The organism is Roseibium sp. MMSF_3412 (assembly GCF_030733265.1).
Classification (GTDB): Bacteria; Pseudomonadota; Alphaproteobacteria; order Rhizobiales; family Stappiaceae; genus Roseibium.
In genome coordinates this window covers 30953-53528 of sequence record NZ_JASHJI010000021.1, presented here as the reverse complement: position 1 = coordinate 53528, position 22576 = coordinate 30953, and the positions used below count along the sequence as shown (strand labels likewise).

At 60.2% G+C, this 22576-nt stretch carries 22 protein-coding genes; 11 read left to right on the top strand and 11 right to left on the bottom strand.

What is annotated here, in order from left to right:
• Positions 1-10: 10 nt before the first annotated feature.
• Complete coding sequence (locus tag RBB49_RS25545; RefSeq protein WP_306145766.1) at positions 11-931, top strand: LysR family transcriptional regulator; 921 nt, start codon at positions 11-13, stop codon at positions 929-931.
• Between the two features lie 8 nt (positions 932-939).
• On the opposite strand, the gene RBB49_RS25540 is transcribed toward RBB49_RS25545, so the two are convergent.
• From RBB49_RS25540 to RBB49_RS25525, 4 genes are all read right to left on the bottom strand, one after another.
• Positions 940-2448, bottom strand: a complete 1509-nt coding sequence (locus RBB49_RS25540; protein WP_306145765.1) for a SpoVR family protein — start codon at positions 2446-2448, stop codon at positions 940-942.
• Complete coding sequence (locus RBB49_RS25535) at positions 2441-3763, bottom strand: YeaH/YhbH family protein (RefSeq protein WP_306145763.1); 1323 nt, start codon at positions 3761-3763, stop codon at positions 2441-2443. The genes RBB49_RS25540 and RBB49_RS25535 overlap by 8 nt, the downstream gene beginning before the upstream one ends.
• A 20-nt stretch (positions 3764-3783) precedes the next feature.
• Positions 3784-5718 carry a PrkA family serine protein kinase gene (locus tag RBB49_RS25530; protein ID WP_306145762.1) on the bottom strand — a complete coding sequence of 645 codons (1935 nt, stop codon included), beginning with the start codon at positions 5716-5718 and terminating at the stop codon, positions 3784-3786.
• Between the two features lie 333 nt (positions 5719-6051).
• Entirely contained in the window at positions 6052-6606 is a 555-nt protein-coding gene (locus RBB49_RS25525; protein ID WP_306145761.1) for a PAS and helix-turn-helix domain-containing protein, read from the bottom strand.
• Between the two features lie 351 nt (positions 6607-6957).
• Between RBB49_RS25525 and RBB49_RS25520 the strand changes: the two genes are divergently transcribed.
• From RBB49_RS25520 to RBB49_RS25485, 8 genes are all read left to right on the top strand, one after another.
• Positions 6958-8442: an ABC transporter substrate-binding protein gene (locus RBB49_RS25520; protein ID WP_306145760.1), complete on the top strand. Its 1485-nt coding sequence runs from the start codon at positions 6958-6960 to the stop codon at positions 8440-8442.
• Between the two features lie 99 nt (positions 8443-8541).
• Positions 8542-9489, top strand: a complete 948-nt coding sequence (locus RBB49_RS25515) for an ABC transporter permease (RefSeq protein ID WP_306145759.1) — start codon at positions 8542-8544, stop codon at positions 9487-9489.
• Entirely contained in the window at positions 9486-10316 is an 831-nt protein-coding gene (locus RBB49_RS25510; protein ID WP_306145758.1) for an ABC transporter permease, read from the top strand. Before RBB49_RS25515 ends, RBB49_RS25510 begins: the two co-directional genes overlap by 4 nt.
• Entirely contained in the window at positions 10313-11902 is a 1590-nt protein-coding gene (locus tag RBB49_RS25505) for an ABC transporter ATP-binding protein (protein ID WP_306145757.1), read from the top strand. Before RBB49_RS25510 ends, RBB49_RS25505 begins: the two co-directional genes overlap by 4 nt.
• Before the next feature lie 10 nt (positions 11903-11912).
• On the top strand, positions 11913-13367 hold the full coding sequence (locus RBB49_RS25500) for an aldehyde dehydrogenase family protein (protein ID WP_306145756.1): 1455 nt from the start codon (positions 11913-11915) through the stop codon (positions 13365-13367).
• Between the two features lie 42 nt (positions 13368-13409).
• Entirely contained in the window at positions 13410-14150 is a 741-nt protein-coding gene (locus tag RBB49_RS25495; RefSeq protein ID WP_306145755.1) for an SDR family oxidoreductase, read from the top strand.
• A 186-nt stretch (positions 14151-14336) separates the two neighbouring features.
• Entirely contained in the window at positions 14337-14969 is a 633-nt protein-coding gene (locus tag RBB49_RS25490; RefSeq protein ID WP_306145754.1) for a glutathione S-transferase family protein, read from the top strand.
• A 113-nt stretch (positions 14970-15082) separates the two neighbouring features.
• Positions 15083-15721, top strand: coding sequence for a glutathione S-transferase family protein (locus tag RBB49_RS25485; protein ID WP_306145753.1), 639 nt, complete (start codon positions 15083-15085; stop codon positions 15719-15721).
• Between the two features lie 46 nt (positions 15722-15767).
• Here the strand turns inward: RBB49_RS25485 and RBB49_RS25480 are convergent, their stop codons facing one another.
• From RBB49_RS25480 to RBB49_RS25470, 3 genes are all read right to left on the bottom strand, one after another.
• On the bottom strand, positions 15768-16559 hold the full coding sequence (locus tag RBB49_RS25480) for a 3-keto-5-aminohexanoate cleavage protein (protein ID WP_306145752.1): 792 nt from the start codon (positions 16557-16559) through the stop codon (positions 15768-15770).
• Positions 16560-16648: 89 nt separating this feature from the next.
• Positions 16649-17296: a maleylacetoacetate isomerase gene (gene maiA / locus RBB49_RS25475; RefSeq protein ID WP_306145751.1), complete on the bottom strand. Its 648-nt coding sequence runs from the start codon at positions 17294-17296 to the stop codon at positions 16649-16651.
• Between the two features lie 129 nt (positions 17297-17425).
• Positions 17426-18178, bottom strand: a complete 753-nt coding sequence (locus RBB49_RS25470; protein ID WP_306145750.1) for an aspartate/glutamate racemase family protein — start codon at positions 18176-18178, stop codon at positions 17426-17428.
• A gap of 336 nt (positions 18179-18514) precedes the next feature.
• Here RBB49_RS25470 and RBB49_RS25465 point away from each other — a divergent pair, with 336 nt between their 5' ends.
• A complete protein-coding gene (locus RBB49_RS25465) occupies positions 18515-18847 on the top strand; it encodes a helix-turn-helix transcriptional regulator (RefSeq protein ID WP_306145749.1) in 333 nt (110 codons plus the stop codon).
• A 70-nt stretch (positions 18848-18917) separates the two neighbouring features.
• Entirely contained in the window at positions 18918-20147 is a 1230-nt protein-coding gene (locus tag RBB49_RS25460) for an oxidoreductase (protein ID WP_306145747.1), read from the top strand.
• Here the strand turns inward: RBB49_RS25460 and RBB49_RS25455 are convergent.
• From RBB49_RS25455 to RBB49_RS25440, 4 genes are all read right to left on the bottom strand, one after another.
• Entirely contained in the window at positions 20144-20722 is a 579-nt protein-coding gene (locus tag RBB49_RS25455) for a dihydrofolate reductase family protein (RefSeq protein WP_306145745.1), read from the bottom strand. The two genes, RBB49_RS25460 and RBB49_RS25455, sit on opposite strands and share 4 nt — an antisense overlap.
• Positions 20719-21177 carry an SRPBCC domain-containing protein gene (locus tag RBB49_RS25450; RefSeq protein WP_306145744.1) on the bottom strand — a complete coding sequence of 153 codons (459 nt, stop codon included), beginning with the start codon at positions 21175-21177 and terminating at the stop codon, positions 20719-20721. Before RBB49_RS25450 ends, RBB49_RS25455 begins: the two co-directional genes overlap by 4 nt.
• Positions 21174-21500, bottom strand: a complete 327-nt coding sequence (locus tag RBB49_RS25445) for a helix-turn-helix transcriptional regulator (RefSeq protein WP_306145743.1) — start codon at positions 21498-21500, stop codon at positions 21174-21176. The genes RBB49_RS25450 and RBB49_RS25445 overlap by 4 nt, the downstream gene beginning before the upstream one ends.
• An 80-nt stretch (positions 21501-21580) precedes the next feature.
• On the bottom strand, positions 21581-22240 hold the full coding sequence (locus RBB49_RS25440) for a GntR family transcriptional regulator (protein ID WP_306145742.1): 660 nt from the start codon (positions 22238-22240) through the stop codon (positions 21581-21583).
• Positions 22241-22576 lie beyond the last annotated feature (336 nt).

Here is a 22576-nt window from a genome sequence, read left to right as displayed (position 1 = left end):
TTAATGCGCTATGCGCATCAATTTTGATTTCAATGATCTTGAAGCCTTCCTGGCGGTCATGGAAACGGCCTCCTTTCACCACGCCGCCGAGCGGCTGAGCCTGTCGCAATCGGCAATCACCCGAAGGATCCAGAAACTGGAAGAGACGCTCGGCTCGGTTCTGTTCGAACGCACCACGCGCGCCGTCAGGCCGACGCTTGCCGCCAAGCGGTTGCAGGCGCGGGCAGAGGCGATGCTGGAAGGTGCGCGGGAGACAACGCTGGCCATGCGCGACGAGAGCGTCGCCTTTGCCCACCAGCGCGGTTCACTGGTAACGATCGCGATGATCCCGACCATGGTCACGCCCCTCTTGGCACCCGCCATCCGCAAACTTCGGCAAAACGGAGCCGTTCCGAGAATACGGTTGCTGGACCGTGCCGCCAACGAAGTTGCCGAGGCGGTCTCGCAGGGAGACGCCGATTTCGGCATCTGTTCGATCGGATCTCTTGAACCGAATACCGAGTTCGAACCGCTCTTCGAAGACAGCATCGTCCTGACCTTGCGCCGCGATCATCATTTGGCTGCAGCGGCCACGGTCGCATGGCCGGATCTTCGGGAAGAGCCGCTGATCCTGCCGGCAAGGGGCACCGGAAACCGTCTCCTGATTGACGAGGCGATGGCCAGAGGCAAATTGTCGGCCCAATGGACCTACGAGGTCGGCCGCTCAACCACGGCAATGGATCTTGTCAGCGAGGGCATCGGCGTTGCACTGCTGCCGCGATCGGCAATGTACTCGGCGCAGGGAAAAACGCTGGCCTTCAGAAAACTGGGCAGCCCGGACGTTTCACGCCCGGTTGGACTGCTGACGCGGTCCGGGGTCGCCGGAAACCCGCTCACGGCTGCCTTCAAACAGGCATTCCGGGATCTTTCCGAAGAGCTGGCTGCAGTCTGAAAAGCCGATCAGTTGATTGCATCGCATTCAACGATTTCAATCTTGTAGCCCCACAGCCGTTCGACATGTTTCAGCGTGGCGGTCCTGCTGTCCGGATCAAGCGGAACGGAATTGCGCCGGATGGCCTTGAGGTGCAGGCAGCGGTCACCGAGCAGATCGGCATCGGCGACCTGGATTTCCGGCTCCAGCGCGGCAAGGTCATGGTCGCGCGCAAGCGCATCGCGCACGTGCCGGTAACCCTGCTCATTGTGAATGCCTGTCACCGTGCAGTAGCGCGAGGACGATTCGTCGGAGAGCGCGAACATCCGGAACCGCCGGATGACCGCTGGGGAGAGAAACTGCTGGATGAAGCTTTCGTCGCGATAATTGGCCCATGCGTGTCTCAAGACACTGCGCCAGTCGCCGCTTCCGGCAAGATCGGGGAACCATTCCCGGTCCTCTTCGGTCGGGTCCACGCACACACGCCGGATGTCGTCCATCATGGCGAACCCGAGCGCATAGGGATTGATCCCGGAAAAACGGGGATCGTCGAAGTCCGGCTGGGTCAGCACATTGGTGTGGCTGTGCAGGATTTCCAGCATGGCCCCGTCGCTGATGCGTCCCTGTTCATGCAGCGTGTTCAATATGTAGTAGTGCACGAAGGAGGCGCAGCCTTCATTCATGACCTTCGTCTGCTTCTGCGGGTAAAAATACTGGCCGATATTGCGGACGATCCGCAGGATCTCACGCTGCCAGGTGGTCAGAACGGGGCTGTAATGTTCCAGGAAGTAAAGCAGGTTTTCTTCCGGAAGATGCATGTCGCGTTTGCGGTCGAGAAGATCCTTGTCCGTGGACGCCTGACCGGGCGGAGCGTTCAGTATGGTGTTCCAGAGATAGTGAACGTTCTGTTCTGCGGCGGCGATCCGCTCGCGCCGCTGTTCCTCCGCCTCGCGCAGCGACGGTTGCCGCGGACGGCGATGCCGGAACACACCGTGCGGCATGAGCGAATGCGCCGCGTCGAGCGTTGCCTCAACCTCGCCCAGGCCATGCTTCTCCTCACAAGAGGCAATGAATTTTCGTGCATATTCAAGGTAGTCGAGAATGCCGTCGGCATCGGTCCACTGCCGGAACAGGTGGTTGGACTTGAAGAAGTGATTGTGGCCGAACGCGGCATGCGCCATTACCAGCGCCTGCAGGGGCATCGTGTTCTCTTCCAGGCAGTAGCTGATGCACGGATTTGAGTTGATCACGATCTCATAGGCAAGCCCGCGCGCGCCCTTCCGGTAAAGGCGCTCGTGGCCGAGAAAGTGCTTTCCGAACGACCAGTGATGGTACATCAGCGGCATGCCGATCGAGGAATAGGCGTCCAGCATCTGCTCGGACGAAATGATTTCGATCTGGTTCGGATAAAAGTCGAGCCCCAGGTCGTCGCGCGCCACGTCTTCGATCGCATCCAGCGTTCGCCGCAATGTGTCGAAGTCCCAGTCGGCGTGGTCGAACAGCAGGCCGGACTTTGCTTTTGCCGTGCGTTTAGCCATGGCCTTGTCCTGCCGGATCGCGGGCGAAGAGTTCGCGGAAGACGGGGTAGATGTCAGCGGCGGTGGCAACGCGTTTTCGCGCGAAATTCGGCCAGGCTTCGGCCACGCGGCCGTAGGACTCCCAAAGCTCCATGCCGGTCGCTTCGCTGTTGATCAGCTGCGCTTCGTCCTCTCCGACGATCTCGACATAGGCAAAGTACTGGCAGACCTGCATGAGGTCGTCACCGAGCAGGGTGGCGCAGCGCTGGGAATCGCCGCTGAAATTTTCCCCGTCCGAGGCCTGTGCCGCGTAGATGTTCCACTCCGAGGGCGGGTACCTGTCCCGGATGATGTCCTGCATCACGACCAGGGCCGTACTCACGACGGTTCCGCCGGTCTGCGGAGAATAGAAGAAGGTGTCCTCGTCGACCTCGGATGCGTCATGCGTGTGCCGAATGAACACGATGTCCGTCTTTTCATAGCGGCGGTCGAGGAACAGGTGCAGCAGCATGAAGAACCGCTTCGCCAGATCCTTTTCACGCTCGCCCATGGAAGCCGACACGTCCATGAGACAGAACATGACGGCATTGGCATTCGGTTCCGGCTGCTGGACGAAATGGTTGTAGCGCACGTCCAGCGGGTCGATATAGGCGACGATCTTGCGCCGCTTGACCAGGGTCTCGTAGGCCGCGCGCAGGCCGGCCAGCTCCGCGCGTTGCTCGGGCGTCGGTGAGGTGATTTTTTCCAGTTTGAGGATTTCCTTCAGGAGCGCCTGTGCCTCCTTGTCCGTCGGCCGTTTCAGCCCGATCCTGCGGCCAAGGGCATTGCGCATCGTGCGGGCAATGTTGATGTTGGCCGGTGCGCCGGACGTGGAATACCCGGCCCTGTGCGGATGTGTTCTGGTGATCTCCTTGAGGCTCTGCTTGACGAGGTCGGGCAATTCCAGATCCTCGAAGAAGAAGTCGAGAAATTCCTCTCTGGACAGCGCAAACAGGAAATCATCTTCGCCGTCACCGCCGGGCGCGCCCTGGCGGCCGGCGCCCGAGCCACCGCCGCGCGGCGGCTTTTCGATCCGGTCGCCGGTCTGGAAACTCTTGTTGCCGGTAAGCACCCGTTCCCGGCGCCCGCCTTCGGACGCCTTGCGGAACGAGGGCTCGTTGACACCACCGGTGGGAACGCTCACGTCCTTGGCCCGTCCGACATCCGCCACGCCGCGCTCACGCACGGCATCCTCGACCGCTTTCTTGATCTGGGTGCGGACCCGTTTCAGGAAGCGGCGCCTGTTGCTCAGGCTCTTGTCTTTCGGGTTCAGTCTGCGGTCGATGAAATGCGCCATCTTTCAATCCGCCTCCGGCGCTACCCGGCCTTGTTGACGCGCATATACCACTCGACCAGCCGCCTGACCTGCCGCCTGGTGTAGCCGTGCCCGGTCATGCGCTCGACAAATTCGTGGTGCTTTTCGTCGGTCTTCTTGTCCCGCTTGGCACCGAAACTGATGACCGGTAGCAGCTCTTCCACCTTTCCGAACATGCGCTTTTCGATCACCTGGCGCAGTTTCTCGTAGCGCCGCCAGTCCGGGTTCTGCCCCTGGTTTTCCGCGCGGGCACGCAGGACGAACTTCACCACCTCATTGCGGAAATCCCGGGAGTTGGCGACACCCGCTGGCTGTTCGATCTTCTCAAGTTCCTTTTCCAGAACGTCACGGTCGAAAATCTGGCCCGTGTCGGGGTCCTTGTAGTCCTGCTCCTCGATCCAGGCGTCGGCATACGCAATGTAGCGGTCGAACAGGTTCTGGCCGTAGTCGGTATAGGACTCCAGATAGGCCTTCTGGATCTCGTTGCCGATGAACTCCGCATAATGCGGTGCCAGTTCCGTCTTGAGAAAGTCGAGATACCGGCTCTCGGTTTCAGGATCGAACTGTTCCCGCCGGATCGCCTGTTCGAGAACGTACATGAGATGGACCGGATCGGCGGAAATCTCTTCCGTGTCGTGGTTGAATGTTTCCGACAGAACCTTGAAGGCGAAGCGCGTTGAAATGCCGTTCATGCCTTCGTCGACGCCGGCGGCATCCCGGTATTCCTGAAGCGACTTCGCCTTGGGGTCGGAATCCTTCAGCATCTCCCCGTCATAGACGCGAAGCTTGGAGTAGAGCGTCGAGTTCTCATGTTCATGCAGCCGTGTCAGGACGCTGAAGCGGGCCAGCAGCGGCAGGGTTTCCGGGGCGCAGGACGCCTCGGCCAGGGCGCTCTGGCTCAGCAGCTTGCCGTAGATGTCGGCCTCGGCACTTGCCCGCAGGCAATAGGGGACCTTCACCACGCTGATGCGGTCGAGAAATGCCTCGTTGTTCTTGTTGTTCTTGAACTGGCTCCATTCGGATTCGTTCGAATGCGCCAGGATCAGGCCCTGGAACGGCAGCGCGCCGATATTTTCCGTCCCGACATAGGACCCTTCCTGGGTTGCCGTCAGCAGCGGATGCAGAACCTTGATCGGCGCCTTGAACATCTCGACGAATTCCATCATGCCCTGCGTGGTGCGGTTGAGTGCACCCGAGTAGCTGTAGGCGTCGGGATCGTCCTGGCTGAATTCCTCCAGCTTCCTGATGTCGAGCTTGCCGACAAGCGCGGAGACATCCTGGTTGTTCTCATCACCCGGTTCCGTCTTGGTGACGCCGATCTGGCGCAGGCGCGACGGGTAGAGCTTGACGATGCTGAATTTTGAAATGTCGCCGTCGTACTCGTCGAGCCGTTTCGTCGCCCACGGTGAGATCAGTCCGGTGAGCAGGCGGCGCGGAATGTTGTACTTGTCTTCCAGGAGATCGCCGACACGATTGGCGCTGAACAGGCCAAGGGGAGATTCGTAGACCGGGCTGATCTGCTCACCGGCCTTGAGCACATAGATCGGCTCCTGCTCCATCAGCCTTTTCAGGATTTCGGCGATGCTCGATTTGCCGCCGCCGACGGGCCCCAGCAGGTAGAGGATCTGTTTGCGCTCCTCCAGTCCCTGGCTGGCATGGCGGAAGAAGCCCACGATGCGCTCGATCGTCGCTTCCATCCCGTAAAGCGTCTTGAACGGGGCATACCGCTTGATTGTCCGGTTCATGAAAATCCGGCCGAGCCGCTGGTCCTGGCTCGTGTCGATCACCTCGGGCTCTCCGATGGCGGCCATCATGCGCTCGGCTGATGTCGCGCGCATCAAGGGGTCGTCTCTGCATCCAAGCAGATAGTCCTGGATCGTGATTTCTTCCAGGTGTCTATTTCTGTAGTCCTCGGCGAACCGTGTGTAGATCTCCATGTTCCACTTCCAGCTAGGTGCTCCCAGAGTACCTGCCCCCACATAAATTAGATGGGGCTTTCACCTTTGCTGGCAACTTAAACTTTAGACTTTCGCAAAAATTTCGCCCTCAAAAAAAATTGCGGCACATTTTTGCGAAATTGCCTTCATTCCGGCGTAAAGATCTGGTTCGCATCCTGGGAAGACTTGAAAAATGGCAGTGTTCGCCCGATTTTTCTCCAGAATGTCTGAAAATTAGGCGACATCTTTTCATTTATTGCAATAATTGCTGACCCATCTGGTGATTAAACTTGCGCTGAACTTGACCGGGTATTGTGTTTCCGGACCTGGGAGTCAGGTGCCGGGCTTGTGAAAACCACTCAGCCGAGACAACAGGAGAGCCACGTTCTTCACCTTGAATTTCTTCAGCAGTCGCGCCCTCACATCTTCGATTGTGCGGGGGGAAAGACCGAGGGAACGCGCCATTTCCTTGCTTGTCAGTCCTCTGGACAAAAGCAGGAGAATGTCCCTTTCCCGAGGCGTCAGTTTTGGGCCTGACATGCTGTCATCGATGAGGGCAAAGGACAGAACGGTCCGAGCCAGGGGCCGGTCCGGTGTCAGCGTTCTTGCGCGAAATCTGCACCAGATCCTTGACCCGTCGGATCTGAGCATGAGGCGCTCGTCGGTATAGGGAAGCGACAGGCTCAGGGGTTTCAGTCCGATATCACGAATCTGGTGGAATTCCTCGTCCGAGCCATAGAGCAGGCGGAAACTCTGGCCGATCAGATCCTGCTTCTTGTAACCGAACATCTCCGCGAAACTCAGGTTGCAGGTCCTGATGATCCTGTTTTCGGTCAACGCAATTCCCATCGGTGCGTGATCGAATGCCAGCGATTCATATTCGTCCATGCGTCACCGTGTTCCTACGGTATTGGCACCGTAGAGCGATGGTAACATACTTCTCCGTAATTTTGCCATCCAGGGGACCGCCGAACGGCGCTTGCCGACAAGCTGATTCGCAAGATGGACGGACGGTGCGATGAACCTGCAGCGCCGATGGAGGATCGCTCGTTTTCCGGCGCTGCAAGCGTCGAAAAATGAAAATTGCATCGCTTTGACCGGGAATTCTGGATTTGGCGCACAAACCGGATGAATATGATGGCGTGGAAGACAGGCTCGCTGCCGCGGATATCATGGAACGTTCGCTGGTTGGCCTGTTGGCAAAGCCGTGAAACACAACATCGACAGATGGGGAGAGCTATGCGCTTTAAATTCGTACGGAGTGGGCTGGTCAGTGTCCTGGCATTGGCTGCAAGCATTGGCATCGCAGAGGCCAAGAGCGATGTCGTGGTCGCAATGCAGCTCGAACCACCGCATCTGGACCCGACCAGCGCCGCCGCCGGCGCCATCGATTCCGTGCTTTATTCCAATGTGTTCGAAGGCCTCACCCGGTTTGGCCCGGATGGCACCGTCAATCCCGGCCTGGCCGAAAGCTGGACGATTTCCGAAGACGGCAAGAGCTATACGTTCAAGCTGAACGAGGGCGTGAAGTTCCACGACGGCACGGACATGACCGCCGAAGACGTGAAGTTCAGCCTTGACCGGGCGCGCGCCGACGACAGCGCAAACGCCCAGAAAGCGCTCTTCGCCGGTATCGATACGGTTGAGGCCGTCGATCCGCTGACCGTCAAGGTGACGTTGAAGGAGGCCAACAGCAACTTCCTGTTCAACATGGCCTGGGGCGATGCCGTCATCGTTGCGCCGGAAACAATTGCCGACATAAAGACCAATCCTGTCGGCACCGGTGCCTTCAAGTTTTCCGACTGGGTCCAGGGTGACAAGATCGAACTGGAAAGGAATCCCGACTACTGGGGCACGCCGGCGAAACTGGACAACGTCACCTTCAAGTTCATTTCCGATCCGACGGCTGCATTTGCGTCCGTGATGGCCGAGGACGTCAACGCCTTTGTCGGCTTTCCCGCCCCGGAAAACCTGCCGCAATTCGAGGCGGACCCGAGGTTCCAGGTTCTGGTCGGTTCGACGGAGGGCGAGACGATCCTGGCGATGAACAACAAGCTGCCGCCGCTCGACAACCCGTTGGTGCGTTCCGCCATTGCCCACGCGATCAATCGTCAGGCAATCATCGACGGAGCCATGTTCGGCTACGGCACGCCGATCGGCACACATTTCGCTCCGCACAATCCGGACTATGTCGATCTGACGGGCATGAGCCAGTATGATCCCGAACTTGCCAAGAAGCTGCTGGCCGAAGCCGGGTTCGCCGATGGCTTCGAGACAACGCTCAAGCTGCCGCCGCCATCCTATGCCCGCCGCGGTGGTGAGATCATCGCCTCGCAGCTGAGGGCAATCGGTATCGAAACCGAGATCACCAACCTGGAATGGGCGCAGTGGCTTGAGCAGGTCTTCAAGGGCAAGGACTACGGCCTGACCATCGTCAGTCACACCGAACCGATGGACATCGGCATCTATGCCCGTCCGGACTATTACTTCCAGTACGACAACCCGGATTTCCAGGCCTTGTTTGCGGATATCACCAGCGAAAACGATCCGCAAAAGCGGTCCGCCCTTTTGAAGCAGGCCCAGGAAAAAATCGCCGGGGACCACGTGAATGCCTACCTGTTCCAGCTGGCGTTTCCGACCGTTGCCGATGCCAGGATCAAGGGCCTGTGGAAAAACCAGCCGACCCAGGCAACCGATCTGACCGGTGTCTCCTGGGAAGACTGATGACATCTGAAATGGGCGCCCGCGCCGGGCGGGCGCCCCAAGGGATCAACCGGTTGAGTTTACCCCGCGGCGAAGTGCCGGCAGGTGCATGACGGGCTCATGTTGCAATATTTCCTGAAACGCCTGGTCTCCCTGTGCCTCAGTCTGGTCGCGGCATCCGTGCTGATTTTCCTGACGCTCGAAGTCGTGCCCGGGGACCCGGCAGCCTACATGCTCGGCATCAACGCCCAGGAAGACACGCTGAACGCCCTGCGCGAGCAACTGGGTCTGAATGGTACGATCCTCGAGCGGTACCTGTCCTGGGCAGGCGGGTTGCTCGTCGGCGATTTCGGGACTTCCTACACCTACAGGACCCCGGTCGCCGAATTGATCGGAGAACGGCTCTGGGTATCGTTGCCGCTGGCGCTCTACGCGTTGATCCTGAGCACGTTGATCGCGTTCCCGGCAGGCATCTGGGCTGCGTCGAAGCGCGGCACCCTTGCAGACTCAGGCGTCATGGGCGTGACCCAGCTCGGCGTGGCAATCCCGAATTTCTGGTTCGCGATGCTGATGGTGCTGGTCTTTGCCATCAATCTGCGCTGGTTCTCCGCCGGCGGGTTCCCCGGATGGGAGGACGGTTTCCTGCCGGGCATGAAGGCATTGACTTTGCCCGCCATTGCGCTTGCCCTGCCGCAGGCCAGCATTTTGACCCGGGTGATGCGGTCGAGCCTGCTCGACACGCTCGGCGAGGACTATATCCGCTCTGCCCGCGCAAAGGGTCTCACCAAAGGGCAGGCGATGTGGCGGCATGCCCTGCGCAATGCTTTGATCCCCGTTCTGACCATTATGGGTCTGCAATTCTCGTTCCTGCTTGCAGGCGCGATCATCATCGAGAACGTGTTTTATCTCCCTGGTCTTGGCCGCCTTGTCTTCCAGGCCATCAGCGCGCGTGATCTGATCGTGGTCGAAAGTGTGGTTATGCTGCTTGTCTTTGCGGTGATCCTCGTCAATTTCACGGTCGACCTGGCCTATGCCTGGGTGGACCCGAGATTGCGGAGACGGCGATGAAAGGCCTGCTGCACAACCGCTCGACGCTGCCAGGCGCGCTGCTGACCGTCGTTTTTGCGGGGGCTGCACTGATCAGTCTTTTCTGGGTGCCTTACGACACCACGGTCCTCAACATCGCCGACAGGATGAAGTTGCCCAGTCTCGCGCATCCGTTTGGAACCGATCAGTTCGGGCGGGACATCCTGAGCATGCTGATGGTCGGCGCGCGCACATCGATTGCTGTTGCGCTCGTCGCCGTCGGCATCGGCATGCTGGCGGGCGTGCCGCTCGGGCTTGCGGCAGCTGCGCGCAAGGGCAGCCTGCCGGATGAGATCATCATGCGCACGAACGATCTTGTTTTTGCGTTCCCGAGCCTTCTGATCGCCGTGATGATCACCGCCGTATTCGGTGCCTCGGCGCTCAATGCCATCATTGCCATCGGTATCTTCAACATCCCTGTCTTCGCACGCCTGACGCGCGGTGCAGCCCTGACGCTGTGGAGCCGGGAATATGTCATGGCGGCGCGGGTCGCGGGAAAGGGAGCAGCCCGCATTTCGCTCGAACATATTCTGCCGAACGTGACCAACCTCCTGATCGTCCAGGGAACGATCCAGTTCTCACTCGGCATTCTCGCCGAGGCGGGTCTCAGTTATGTGGGCCTCGGTGCACAGCCGCCAACCGCCAGCTGGGGACGCATGCTGGCCGACAGCCAGACGATGATTTCCCTTGCGCCGCATCTGGCGATTTTTCCGGGAATGGCAATCCTGCTGACCGTGCTCGGCCTGAACCTTCTCGGCGACGGGCTGCGTGACCTGCTCGATCCCAAGTTGCGGAGGGCGCGGACATGAGCCTTCTGGAGATTGAAGGACTGTCTCTTGAGATACATGGGGAGCCGATCCTGAAAGATGTCTCGATGCAGGTCGAGCCGGGCCGCGTACTCGGTGTGATCGGCGAAAGCGGATCGGGCAAATCGATGACTGCCTTCGGCGTGCTGCAACTGCTTCCGAACGGATCGCAATGCCGGGGCTGCATTTCGCTTGCCGGACAGGACATTCTGACTGCAAGCGAGAAAGACCTCTGCGCAATGCGTGGCCGGGACATCGGTATGGTGTTCCAGGAACCCATGACGGCGCTCAATCCGCTGCAGACAATCGGCGCGCAGGTTGCCGAAACGATCCTCGTTCACGAAAATGTGCCGAAATCCGAAGCATTTGAACGCGCGGCCGATGCCTTGCGCCGTGCCGAATTGCCACCCGAACGGTTTCCGCTGTCCCGGTATCCGCACGAACTCTCCGGCGGCCAGCGTCAGCGTGTCGTCATTGCCATGGCGATCGCCCTGCGTCCGAAACTTCTGATCGCCGATGAACCGACCACGGCGCTGGACGTCACCACGCAGGCCCAGATTCTCGATCTTCTGAAACGGCTGGTCGCCGGGGAAGGCATGGGTCTGATGCTGATCAGTCATGACCTCGCCGTCGTCGCCGATCTTGCCGATGATCTCGTGATCATGCGCAGTGGTGAGGTGGTTGAAAGCGGGCCGGCGCACGGCCTGTTCCGGAATTTGCAGCACCCTTATTCGCGCGCCCTGCTGGAAGCGTCCGGTCATGTTCCCGAACGCAGTGGTGCGGCACAGGACAAAGCGCTGTTGAAAGTGCGCAACGTGATCCGCGAGTACCAGTCCCATTCCCACGGCTGGTGGGGCCGGACAACGCATGTCCGGGCCGTCGACAATGTCAGTTTCGAGATCCGGAAAGGCGAGAGCCTTGGGCTGGTCGGGGAATCCGGCTGCGGCAAGTCGACACTGACGCGTGCCATACTCGGCCTTGAGGAGATCCAGGGCGGCGAAATCCTGCTGGGCGGAACGCCTGTTGTCAGCCATCACCGGGTCAATCGGGATGTCCGGCGGCGCATGCAGGTTGTTTTCCAGGACCCGTATGGAAGCTTCAATCCGCGCTGGCGTGTCGATCGCCTGATCACCGAGCCGTTTCATCTCATGGACAGCCCGCCGTTCGGTGCCGAACGGGAAGCAGCCGTCGCCGAGGCGCTGGAAAGCGTTGGACTGAGTGCTGCTGACAGCCGCAAGTTTATCCATGAATTCAGCGGCGGTCAGCGTCAGCGGATCGCGATTGCCCGCGCGCTCATCATCAAGCCGGACCTGATCATTCTAGACGAGGCCGTTTCTGCGCTGGATGTTTCTGTGCGCGCCCAGGTTCTGGATCTTCTGGCCGGCCTCGCGGATCGCTTCGGTCTGACTTACCTCTTCATCTCGCACGATCTCAGTGTCGTGCGGTCCATCACCGAGCGTGTGCTTGTCATGAAGTCCGGACAGATCGTCGAGGAAGGTCCGACGGACAGGGTCTTCGACAAGCCGCAACACGCCTATACCAAACAACTCGTGGCCGCTGCGCCGGTGCTGCCGGCCGACGTTGCCTGAAGGAGATGCCATGACAGACCAGCTGGATCTTTGGTTCGATCCCTCCCAGTGTCTCATAGACGGAAACTGGGTCGCGCCCGCCGGCGGCGAATACCTTCCTCTTGAGAACCCGTCGACGGGTGAGCGGATCGGGTCGATTGCAAGGGGCACCGCAGACGATATCGATGCCGCCGTCGTATCTGCCCGCAAGGCATGGCAGGGTGAGTGGGGCCGGACGAGCGCGGTCGAGCGCGGACGCGCGCTTTTCAAGCTGCGCGAACTGGTCCTGGAGAACGTTGAGCATCTGGCGCGCATCGAGGCAATCGATGTCGGCAAGCCGCTGAAGCAGGCCCGCGCCGATGCGGTCGCCCTTGCCCGTTATCTGGAGTTTTATGGTGGAGCCGCCGACAAGCTCCATGGCGACACGATCCCCTACCTGGACGGGTACACGGTCTACACCTTGCGCGAACCGCACGGGGTCACCGGGCATATCGTGCCGTGGAACTATCCCATGCAGATCATCGGACGCTCGGTTGGAGCAGCGCTCGCGACCGGCAATGCCTGCGTGCTGAAACCCGCCGAAGACGCCTGCCTGACCGCGCTTGCCTTCGCAGACCTTGCGATCAGGGCGGGACTTCCGGCCGGAGCCCTGAACGTGGTCCCGGGGCTCGGAGCCGAGGCAGGGGCGGCGCTGACGGGCCATCCGGGCATCCACCACATCAGCTTCACCGGTTCCGTCGCCACCGGCGTTTATGTTCAGACGGCTGCCGCCCGCAATGTGGTTCCGGTCACGCTCGAACTGGGCGGGAAATCGCCGCAGCTGGTCTTTGAGGACGCGGATCTTGACGCCGCCTTGCCGTTTCTGGTCAACGCCGGGATCCAGAATGCGGGCCAGACCTGTTCGGCGTCGTCCCGTATCCTCGTGCACCGGTCGATCCACGATGAGCTTGTCGGCCGGATGGGCGAAAGATATGCGTCGCTCAGGGTCGGTCCCGCGCTTTCCGATCTCGATGTCGGTCCGCTGATTTCGGGACGCCAGCAGGCCATCGTCTCCAGTTATCTGGATCGGGGCGACGATCTTGAGAAGGCGGCCCAGGCCTCCCTGGAGGACGTCCCGGAGGGCGGCAATTATGTCCGGCCGACGCTGTTTTCCGGGGTGTCATCGGCGCACACGCTCGCACGCGACGAGATATTCGGACCGGTGCAGGTCGTCATTCCGTTTGAGGACGAGGATGAGGCTGTTGCGATTGCCAATGGCACGGACTACGGGCTCGTCGCGAGTATCTGGTCGCGGGACGGTGCGCGGCAGATGCGCCTCGCCCGGAAAATCCGGTCCGGTCAGGTCTTCATCAACAATTATGGAGCAGGCGGCGGGGTCGAATTGCCTTTCGGAGGTATCGGCAAGTCCGGGCACGGGCGCGAAAAGGGCTTCGAGGCGCTTTACGGGTTCACCACATTGAAAACCGTTGCGGCCTTTCATGGCTGAAGCCCGCGCGTCCGGGCAAGAGACAGAACGTCAGGAGACAAGATGAGACTGAAGGGAAAAACGGCCATTGTGACCGGAGGGGCCTCCGGCTTCGGCGCAGGGATTGTGCGAAAGTTCGCGGCCGAAGGCGCCAGGGTTCTGATTGCCGATCTTAATCTCGCGGCTGCGGAGGAAATGGCGCGGGAGGTTGGCGCAGATGCGGCCCATGTGGATGTCGCCTCGAATGAAAGCGTCGCGGCGCTGGCCGCTCACTCTGCGGGTCTCTTTGGGCCGGTCGACATTCTCGTCAACAATGCCGGTATCACGCACTTGCCGATGCCGATGCAGGACGTCAGCGAAGAGGAATTCGACAAGGTGTTCGCGGTCAACTGCAAGTCGGTCTATCTGACTGCCCGCCATTTCGTTCCGGCCATGACTGCGGCCGGCAAGGGCGCGATCCTGAATGTGGCCAGCACCGCGGGTCTCAGCCCGCGCCCAAAGCTCAACTGGTACAACGCATCGAAGGGCTGGATGATCACGGCGACCAAGACCATGGCGGTGGAACTGGCGCCGTCAGGCGTCCGGGTGAATGCCATCTGTCCCGTCGCCGGCGAAACACCGCTCCTGAAAAGTTTCATGGGAGAAGACACGCCCGAAATGCGGGCAAAGTTCCTGTCCACGATCCCCATCGGGCGGTTCTCGACCCCGGAAGACATGGGCAACGCCGCCTGTTTCCTGTGCTCCGACGAAGCCGGCATGGTCACCGGTGTCGCCATGGAGGTCGATGGCGGTCGCTGCATCTGACACACCGGTGTGCGTCAGATGCCTGATTTTGCTTGTGTCAGCCAAGCCTTGGTATGCACGGCAAACAGATTAGGCCTGACGATCACGTCTTTTTGTCAATTGAGGGTTTGTTGTGCGCGCTGAAATGGTGATGATCCGACAGCGCCGCCTCCGGGGCGACTTCAGCATTACAGGGATATCGAAACGATGATCAAAATTCATGGCCGCATATCGTCGGCAAACGTACAGCCCGTGGTCTGGTGCCTTGAGGAACTCGGTGTTGAGTATGAGCGCCTGGATGTCGGCGGCCCGTTCGGCGGCAACGACACGCCTGAATACCTGGCCATGAACCCGCTCGGACTGGTGCCCGTGATGGAACAGGACGGTGAGGTCCTGTCGGAATCGGTCACGATTCTCAGGTACATCATGCGCCGCTATGGCGGTCATCCGTCCGATCCGATGGCCGCCGCGCAAATCGAGCGCTGGGCCGACATGTCCCGCCAGCATATCTACACGCCGTTGATCCCGACGCTGTTCTGGCAGCTTATCCGCACACCGGCGACCGAGCGGAATACGGCCGGTGTTACGGGCGCCGTTGCAGCGCTCAAGCAGTCGATGAAGGTCTTTCAGGATCTGATCGAAGGACCGTATGTGGGCGGCGACAAGCTCAATCTTGTCGATTACCAGATCGGCAGCCTGCTCTATCGCTATTACGAACTCGACTTCGAAAAGGCGGACCTGCCCGGATTGCGGGCCTACTATGATCGCCTGTGCGAGCGTCCGGCCTATCGCGACCAGGTCATGGTCGACTTCATGGGCATGAAGGTCCCGGGCGCATAACGAAGATATCCGGAAGACGGGGAAAGGCCGTTCGGCGGCCTTTCCGCGTTCGTCGCTGTGATGCGGGGGCGCTGCCTCGCTGTAACCGGAGACAGAGTGAAAGGGCGAGAAACGTGATCGAATTCTATACATGGACCACGCCAAACGGCAGAAAGGTCTCCATTCTCCTGGAAGAACTCGGCGTGGAATACACGGCCCATGCGGTCGATATCGGCAAGGGCGAGCAGCACGAACCGGACTTTCTGAAGATCGCGCCGAACAACCGGATCCCCGCGATCGTCGATACGGAAACCGGCATCACCATGATGGAAACCGGCGCCATCATGCTGTATCTGGCGGAAAAACATAAGAAATTCATGCCGGAAGGGGCAGCCCGCTGGCAAGCCATCGAATGGTTGATGTGGCAGATGGGCGGGCTGGGACCGATGCTGGGTCAGGTCCATCACTTCGTGAAATACAACAAGGGCAAGTCGGACTACGCCGAGGAGCGCTACGCGACCGAAGGCCAGCGCCTTTACCGGGTGCTCAACACCCAGCTGGAAGGCAAGGACTATATTGCCGGTGACGGCAAGGGCGAATACTCGATCACGGACATGGCCTGCTGGCCCTGGGTTTCCCGCTTCGAATGGCAGGAAATCGATCTTGCCGCCTATCCCAATGTGAAGGACTGGTACCTGAGGATCGCGGAGCGGCCGGCCGTTCAGCGTGGCTATCACGTTCCGAAATATGTGAACGACATCCCGATGCCGTAGTCACGAACGAGGACATGCCGGTCTCGAAACCGGGGCCGGCCCTTCCTCAGACCTTGAGGCCGGATGCGCGGGCCAGGCTGACAAGTTCCTCGACCCGCTCGGCATTGTCGCGGGCAACGCTCCCGTCCCGGTTCCAGAGCGAATTCTCAAAACCGATCCGTGCCTTGCCGCCAAGCTCAAGCGTGCGCAGCAGGCAATCGGTTTCTTCTCTGCCGAAGGCGCACAGCATCCAGTCGAAGTTCTGCGTTTGCCCGAGCGCAAGCATCGGTTCGATGAAAGGTTCGATGTCTTCCGGCCGGCTTACCTTGCTGCCGTCATAGGATCCGAGTACCAGCTGCACCTGATGGGAGCTGCCCGGTATGGTGCCATCCCTGATGAAGCCGATCAGCCGCTCCATGTCCTTCAGGTCGAAGCAGATATGCTGGATCGTGACGTCGTTGTCCCGCGCCCAGTGATAAAGCACCTTTGCATCCGGCTCGGCCGCCGCATCCGGTACGAGTTCCCGGATCGCCGCGGTCACGGCCTTCGGCTTGAGCGATCGTATGAGTGTCCTCTGTTCGGCCGCATCGTAGCGGCCGGCGGCCTCGCTCGTGACCTGAACGAACCAGCCCGGGAAGTTTTCCTCAAGCCGCGCAACGAGAGTCCGGTAGCGTTCAAGATCGAGGCTGTGCGATCCATCATCGGCCCGGATATGGGCGTGGACGCCGCCCGCCCCGGCCGACGCACAGGCGCGGCAGGTCTCGATGATTTCTTCGATCGTCACCGGAAGCGCGGGATGGTCTGACTTGCCCCGGCGCGCACCGGTCGGAGCGACGAGAATCTTTGGAAGAGCGGTCATGATTTTTTTCAGATGAAGTTGCGAATTTGCGAAGTGACCAACCGTTTACCGGGTCGCATCCGGTCGATGCAAGCTGCTTTTGGCTGGTTTCAGCCTGGGGGTGCGCCAACCGCATCCGGGTGTGCATCCTGAAAGGCCTTCATCTCCTGCGCCGCATCTGCAGCTTCGCCAATTCTCCTGAAACCGGAAATGTCGGCCCCCCAGCGATCGGCATTGTAAAGCTGCGGGATCAGGCAGCAGTCGGCCATGCTCGGGTGTGCGCCGAAACAGAACGGGCCCTCCGACGTCTGCAGCAGTTCCTCGAAGGTGGCGAGACCTTTTTGAATGAAGTGACGCATCCACTCCGCTCTGGTGTCGTTGCCGCCGCCGGTCAGGTCCAGGACGTGTTGAGCGACGCTGAGGTTGCACACCGGGTGGATCTCCATGGCAATGGCATAGGAGAGCTGGCGGACCCGGTACTGGCCGTCGATATCGCCAGGCAGCAGCGAGGACCCATCTGTTGTCGCATGCAGGTATTCGATGATGGCCAGCGACTGTGTCAGAACCTTGCCGTCGATCTCAAGTGTCGGCAAAAGCCCTTGCGGGTTCTGCGCCAGATAGCCGTCGGAGCGGTGATCGCCGCTCAGCAGGTTGACCGGCTTGAGCGTGGTAGGAATATCCAGCAGGTTCAGCGCGATGCGAACGCGATAACTGGCCGAGGATCGCCAGTAATCGGAAAGAATTGCCGTTCGCGCCATCTTGGATCTCCTGTTCGTTGGTGTCGGGCCTTGATAGACCCTCAGCTGGAACGAGCGCAATGGCGCTTTGCGAAATCGGGTGCCGTCAGACTTCGGCGGGCAACTTCAGGTGTTCGCGGCACAAGGTGCCTATTTCAAGCGGCCGGTTTCGATGAGATGGGAAAGCGCATCCGCTAGCCCGGTAGCGGGTTTGGGAATTGGCTGGCGGAACGAACCGGAGGTCGGTTTGCGGGGGTTCAGGGCCACAAGACCCTCAGCCACCTTGATACTTGCCGCTACGCCTTCAACAACCGGCACAGCAATCCGGTCGCGAACAAGGGTCGACAGCCCGGCCAGCGGTGCGCCTGCCAGAATGATGACCTCCGCGCCATCCTCGTTGATCGCCCGCTCAGCCAATTCAACCAGAAGATCGGCCTGCGCAGCCTGGATACCGGCAACGTCAGAAACGGGCGCATCAAGCATGCGAATGCTGGCCAGGCGCTCTGTTAGCCCATGCCAGGCGATGCATTCCCGGAACCAGGGCTCCAAACGAGACGAAAAGGAAACGATCGAGAAGTTTCGTCCGAGCGGACACGCCATCAACACCGACGCTTCCGCCAGACCGACAATCGGGATATCGAACAGTTCGCGCGCGCCGCCAAGCCCGGGATCTCCGAACGCGGCGATGATCGCCGCATCAAAATTGTCTGCCCGCTCAGCAAGAATTTCGAGGACCATTTGCCCCCCAATCATCGCTTCGGCGCGCGTGGCAATATACGGCACGCCGCGATGGGCAGTGGCGCATTCGATCTCCGTTCCGTTGGCAGCCGCTTCGCGCGCAACGGCCGCAATTTTCTCGGTAACGCTTTCGGATGTGTTCGGATTGATGACCAGAAGTCTCATGAACAAACTCCCAAACGATCTTTGACCGGCAGCGGTCTTGTCTTGTTCAGTTCCCGAATAACACGGTACGCAAGCTGTATGGTCAGGCGGTGCGTTGTTAGTTTTTCACCGAACGCCAGAAATCGATCCATGAGAGCCAGGTGTCTTGGTTACGCTCGCAGATCACACATTGCCGCGCTGGGTCCAAACTGTACATCCCTTTTCACGTCTTTGATTTTGTATATCGATGGATGCCTCTTCCATGGAAATCGCCACACACTGTCGCCGGCCGGGACCGGTGACACGGCCGCAGCCTCGATCACATGCCAAGTCACACCAAACACGATTGACAAACAGATGAATATCGAGATATTTCGATATATGGACATAGAAAATGCGATAGCAGCCCTCAACAATCCTATCCGGCGCAGGATCCTCGAATGGCTCAAGGACCGGTCGAACTTCCCGCCTGCGCTGCCCGAGCACGCGGACCTGGAGGGCGTGTGTGTCGGCTATATCCAGGAAAAGGCAGGGCTCTCCCAGTCGACCGTATCCAATTACATGGGGCTCTTGAAACAGGCCGGGTTGGTCACAGCCGAACGGCATGGCCAATGGACATTCTACAGGCGCAACGAGGCGAACATTCAGGTCTTTTTAAAGGCGGTTCAGGACGAGTTGTCGAAAACCTGATGCCTTCGTGGCTGCTCCGGAACCGCAGTTCGCGTCAAGATATATCGAAATATTTCGATGGAAGGATGAAATGGTTGAGAGTGACAAAGAGGCTCTTTGCGGGATCGGAACGCCCTTGCGCCTGCCCTGCGGCGCTGCATTGAAAAACCGCCTGGTCAAGGCGGCCATGTCCGATTCGCTCGGTGACGGCCAGGGCAATCCGACGGACCTGCAGGTCCGGCTCTATGAACGCTGGGCGGAGGGAGGGGCTGCCCTGTCGCTGATCGGCGAAGTGCAGACTAATCCGCATTTCCCTGAAAAGCCCGGCAATCTCGTTCTTGGTCCGTTGAGTGACATGACCGGGTTGCGGCGGCTTGCCGAGCGCGGTTCTTCTGACGGCGCACAGGTCTGGCCGCAGCTCGGCCACGCGGGAGCGCTGGCGCATGCGCCAATCAGCCGTCCGAAGGGTCCGTCACCCCTTGATGTTGCGGGCTTGAGGTGCGAGGGCATGACCGCGCAGGAGATCCGGGTCCTGCCCGAAACATATGCCGTGGCTGCCGCCCGTGCCCGGCGGGCCGGCTTTGGCGGGGTCCAGATCCACGCAGGTCACGGCTTCCTCTTCAGCCAGTTCCTGTCGCCGCTGTTCAACCGGCGGACGGATGCCTATGGCGGATCGGTCGAAAACAGGTTCCGCGTGATCGGTGAGGTCATCGACGCGGTTCGGACGGCGGTCGGGCCGGCATTTCCGATCGCCATCAAGATCAACGCGACCGACAAGCTGGAGGGCGGCCTCCTCGAGGAAGAGGCGCTCGAAGTGGTGCGCCTCCTGGACCGGACATCGCTGGATCTCATAGACATCAGCGGCGGCACCTATTTCCCAGGTGCTCCCGCAAGCTCCGATGGCGTGTCGGCAACCGGGCCCTACTTTGCGGATTTCTCGCGCCGCGCCAGGTCGGTCACGGACATCCCGGTCATGCTGACCGGTGGCATCAAAACCCGTGCCGAAGCAGTGAAGGTGATTGAAAACGGCGTTGCCGACGCGGTCGGCCTGGCGCGTGCCATGGTGCTTGAACCGAACCTTGCAAACACGTGGCTGAATGGATCTGGTGCTGATCCGGTCTATCCCGTTTTCGATGCGCCGCCCGCGGGTGCCGTGACAGCGTGGTACACAATGCGCCTGGTCGCACTTGGCGAGGGCACCGAGGTCGGTTTCGACATGACCGCACAGGAGGCATTGAAGGTCTACGAGGCGCGCGATGCGGCGCGTTGTGAGCGGTGGCGCGCGCATTTTGGCGGCGGCATGCAAACTCCGGGCGGCTAGCCGCGTCTGTAGATGCTCATGATCGCGCCGTTGGAACAGGGGGCCGTTTTGGTGAGTTTCAGATCCTGGTGCACCGTGCCGTCTGCAAAAAGCCGCTTGCCCGACCCGGCAATGACCGGGAATGTCCAGAGCCGGAACTCGTCGATGAGCTTTTGGCCGACAAGAAACTGGAGCAACTGCCAGCTTCCGTGTATCTGAAGAAGCGGTCCTGCACGTGATTTCAATTCCGATATGCTTTTTGCCAGGTCGCCGGAAACCGGCCTGGCGTTGCTCCAGGCAAGCGGTTGTTTGGAAGATGTCACGACATATTTCCTGGCAGCGTTCATCATGCCGGCGACCGGATTGTCTTCCACGTCGGGCCAGTGACCGGCGAAAAGGTCGAAGGTCTTGCGGCCGAAAAGCATGTCATACGGCTCGGCCATCGCCTCCACCTGTACCTGCTCCATCACGCCCTCCCAGTAGGGCGCGGCCCATCCACCCTGATCGAAACCACCGCTACGGTCTTCGTCCGGCATGCTGGGGGCCTGCATCACGCCGTCCAGCGTGACGAAGGTCAGGGCGGCGATATCTCTCATGACCGGGTCTCCCGTGCGAGAAAGGTTTGCAGGATTCTGAGCGTTGCTTCCCAGCCTTCGGCGTGGATGGTGCAGGCCTGGTCGGACGGAATGCCCTCGTGAATGACGACGACCTCGGTGCCGTCCGCTACGTCCAGCAACCGGAAACTGACCGACATGGGTATATTCTCCAGTGGATCGGGCGCCTGCCATTCCCAGGTCATTTTGATGAACCGGGATGGCTCGATATCCTGAAAGACCCCCGCAACACGGGGTGTCCGGCCGTCGGGCATCAGGTAACGCAAGTGAAAGCGGCCATTCTGTTCAAAAACGAACTCCAGCGCTTCCACCGTGATGCCCGGGTCGGGTGTAAACCATTGCGTGAGTGTGTCCGCATCGCGGAAAGCGCTGAAGACTTTTGCGCGCGGCGCCCTGATGGTTCTGCGGACGATCAGGGGAACGGGCGTCCCGGTCATGATGTGCCGTCCTCCGGGTCCATCGCGCCGACAAACTGATCGAGGCGGCGAAGCGTTCCTTCCCAGAAGCTGCGATGGCTTGCAATCCAGTCTTCGGCCTGTTGCAACGGCGCGGTTTCCAGATGGAACAGATGCACCCGTCCGGCGACTTCGCGGCGAACAAGACCGGCGGTTTCGAGCACTTTCAGATGTTTGGAGATCGTCGGTTGGGCCACGTTGAAGGGTGCGCGCAACTGGTTCGCGGATTGTGCCCCGCTTCTTGCGAGCATGGATATGATCTCGCGCCGTGTGCCGTCCCCGAGCGCATGAAAGGCGCGATCCATCTCGTTTTGATAATGTATAGCCATATGGCTATATAATAACAGTCAATGGTATCCGTCAAGCCTTCGCCGAAACCGGATGGTCAGACCTTGGTCAGGTGTTTCAGAAGCGATGCCTTGGCGCCGTCGATGTGGCGGCGTGTCAGATCGGCCGCCTTGCCGGCGTCTCCCGCCGCGCAGGCATCGATGATCTGGTCATGCTCCATGCCGGCGCGTTCCATGCCGTTCGACATGACCAGTTGGGCACGGATCTGGCGTTCGACCCGGTCGATTGCGTTGCGCGCAATCTCCTTGAAAAATGTCAGATCGCTCGCGCTGTAGAGTGTTTCATGAAAATCCCGGTTGAGGTCACCCCACGCCATCGGGTCTTGCGATGCTGAAAAAGCCGCACATTTCTCGCGCGCGTCCGAAAGCAGATCCGGTGTCATTCGCGGAACGGCATTCCGGATGATCTCCGGTTCCAGGAGCGCCCGTAGATTGAAGATTTCCTCGGTCTCACGGGGGGAGAGTTCGGTCACCACGGCACCCTTGTAGCGCCTTGTCTTGACGAGCCCCTGTTCTTCCAGCCGGGATATCGCCTCGCGGACCGGTATGCGGCTTGTGTTGAAGAGCCGGGCGATTTCGTCCTGGCGCAACGGTTCGCCTTCTTCAAGTTCACCCTGAATAATCGCCTTGCGCAGGGCCTCGAAGACGATCGATGAGGCGGAGGCTGTCGCGGAAATATCCATCGATGTCAGTTTCAAGAACCATTTCCTCATTGGTTGCACGGAACTCGCGTTCAGCAGGCCATGTCATTTTTTGGATATTTCATATTGAATATTGGATCCAATCTGATTTATCAATCCCTGACATCAGCCTTTCCGGCGGAAGCGGCTGTCGATCGGTGCCGCAAATCGCTTCAGGCTGTCAGGTCCGGGGGGCACGCCGCCGGGCAGGGCGCGAGTGCAGGTGAAACCAGGCAAGCCGTGCCACGCGTGGCAGCAGCGCTTCCCGGCAACGGTCGCGGGGGCCTGGTGCCCCGAAGGCCTGGAATGTTGGATGAACCGCGCCGTCGCGGCGGATGCGGATTGAAAGCGCAA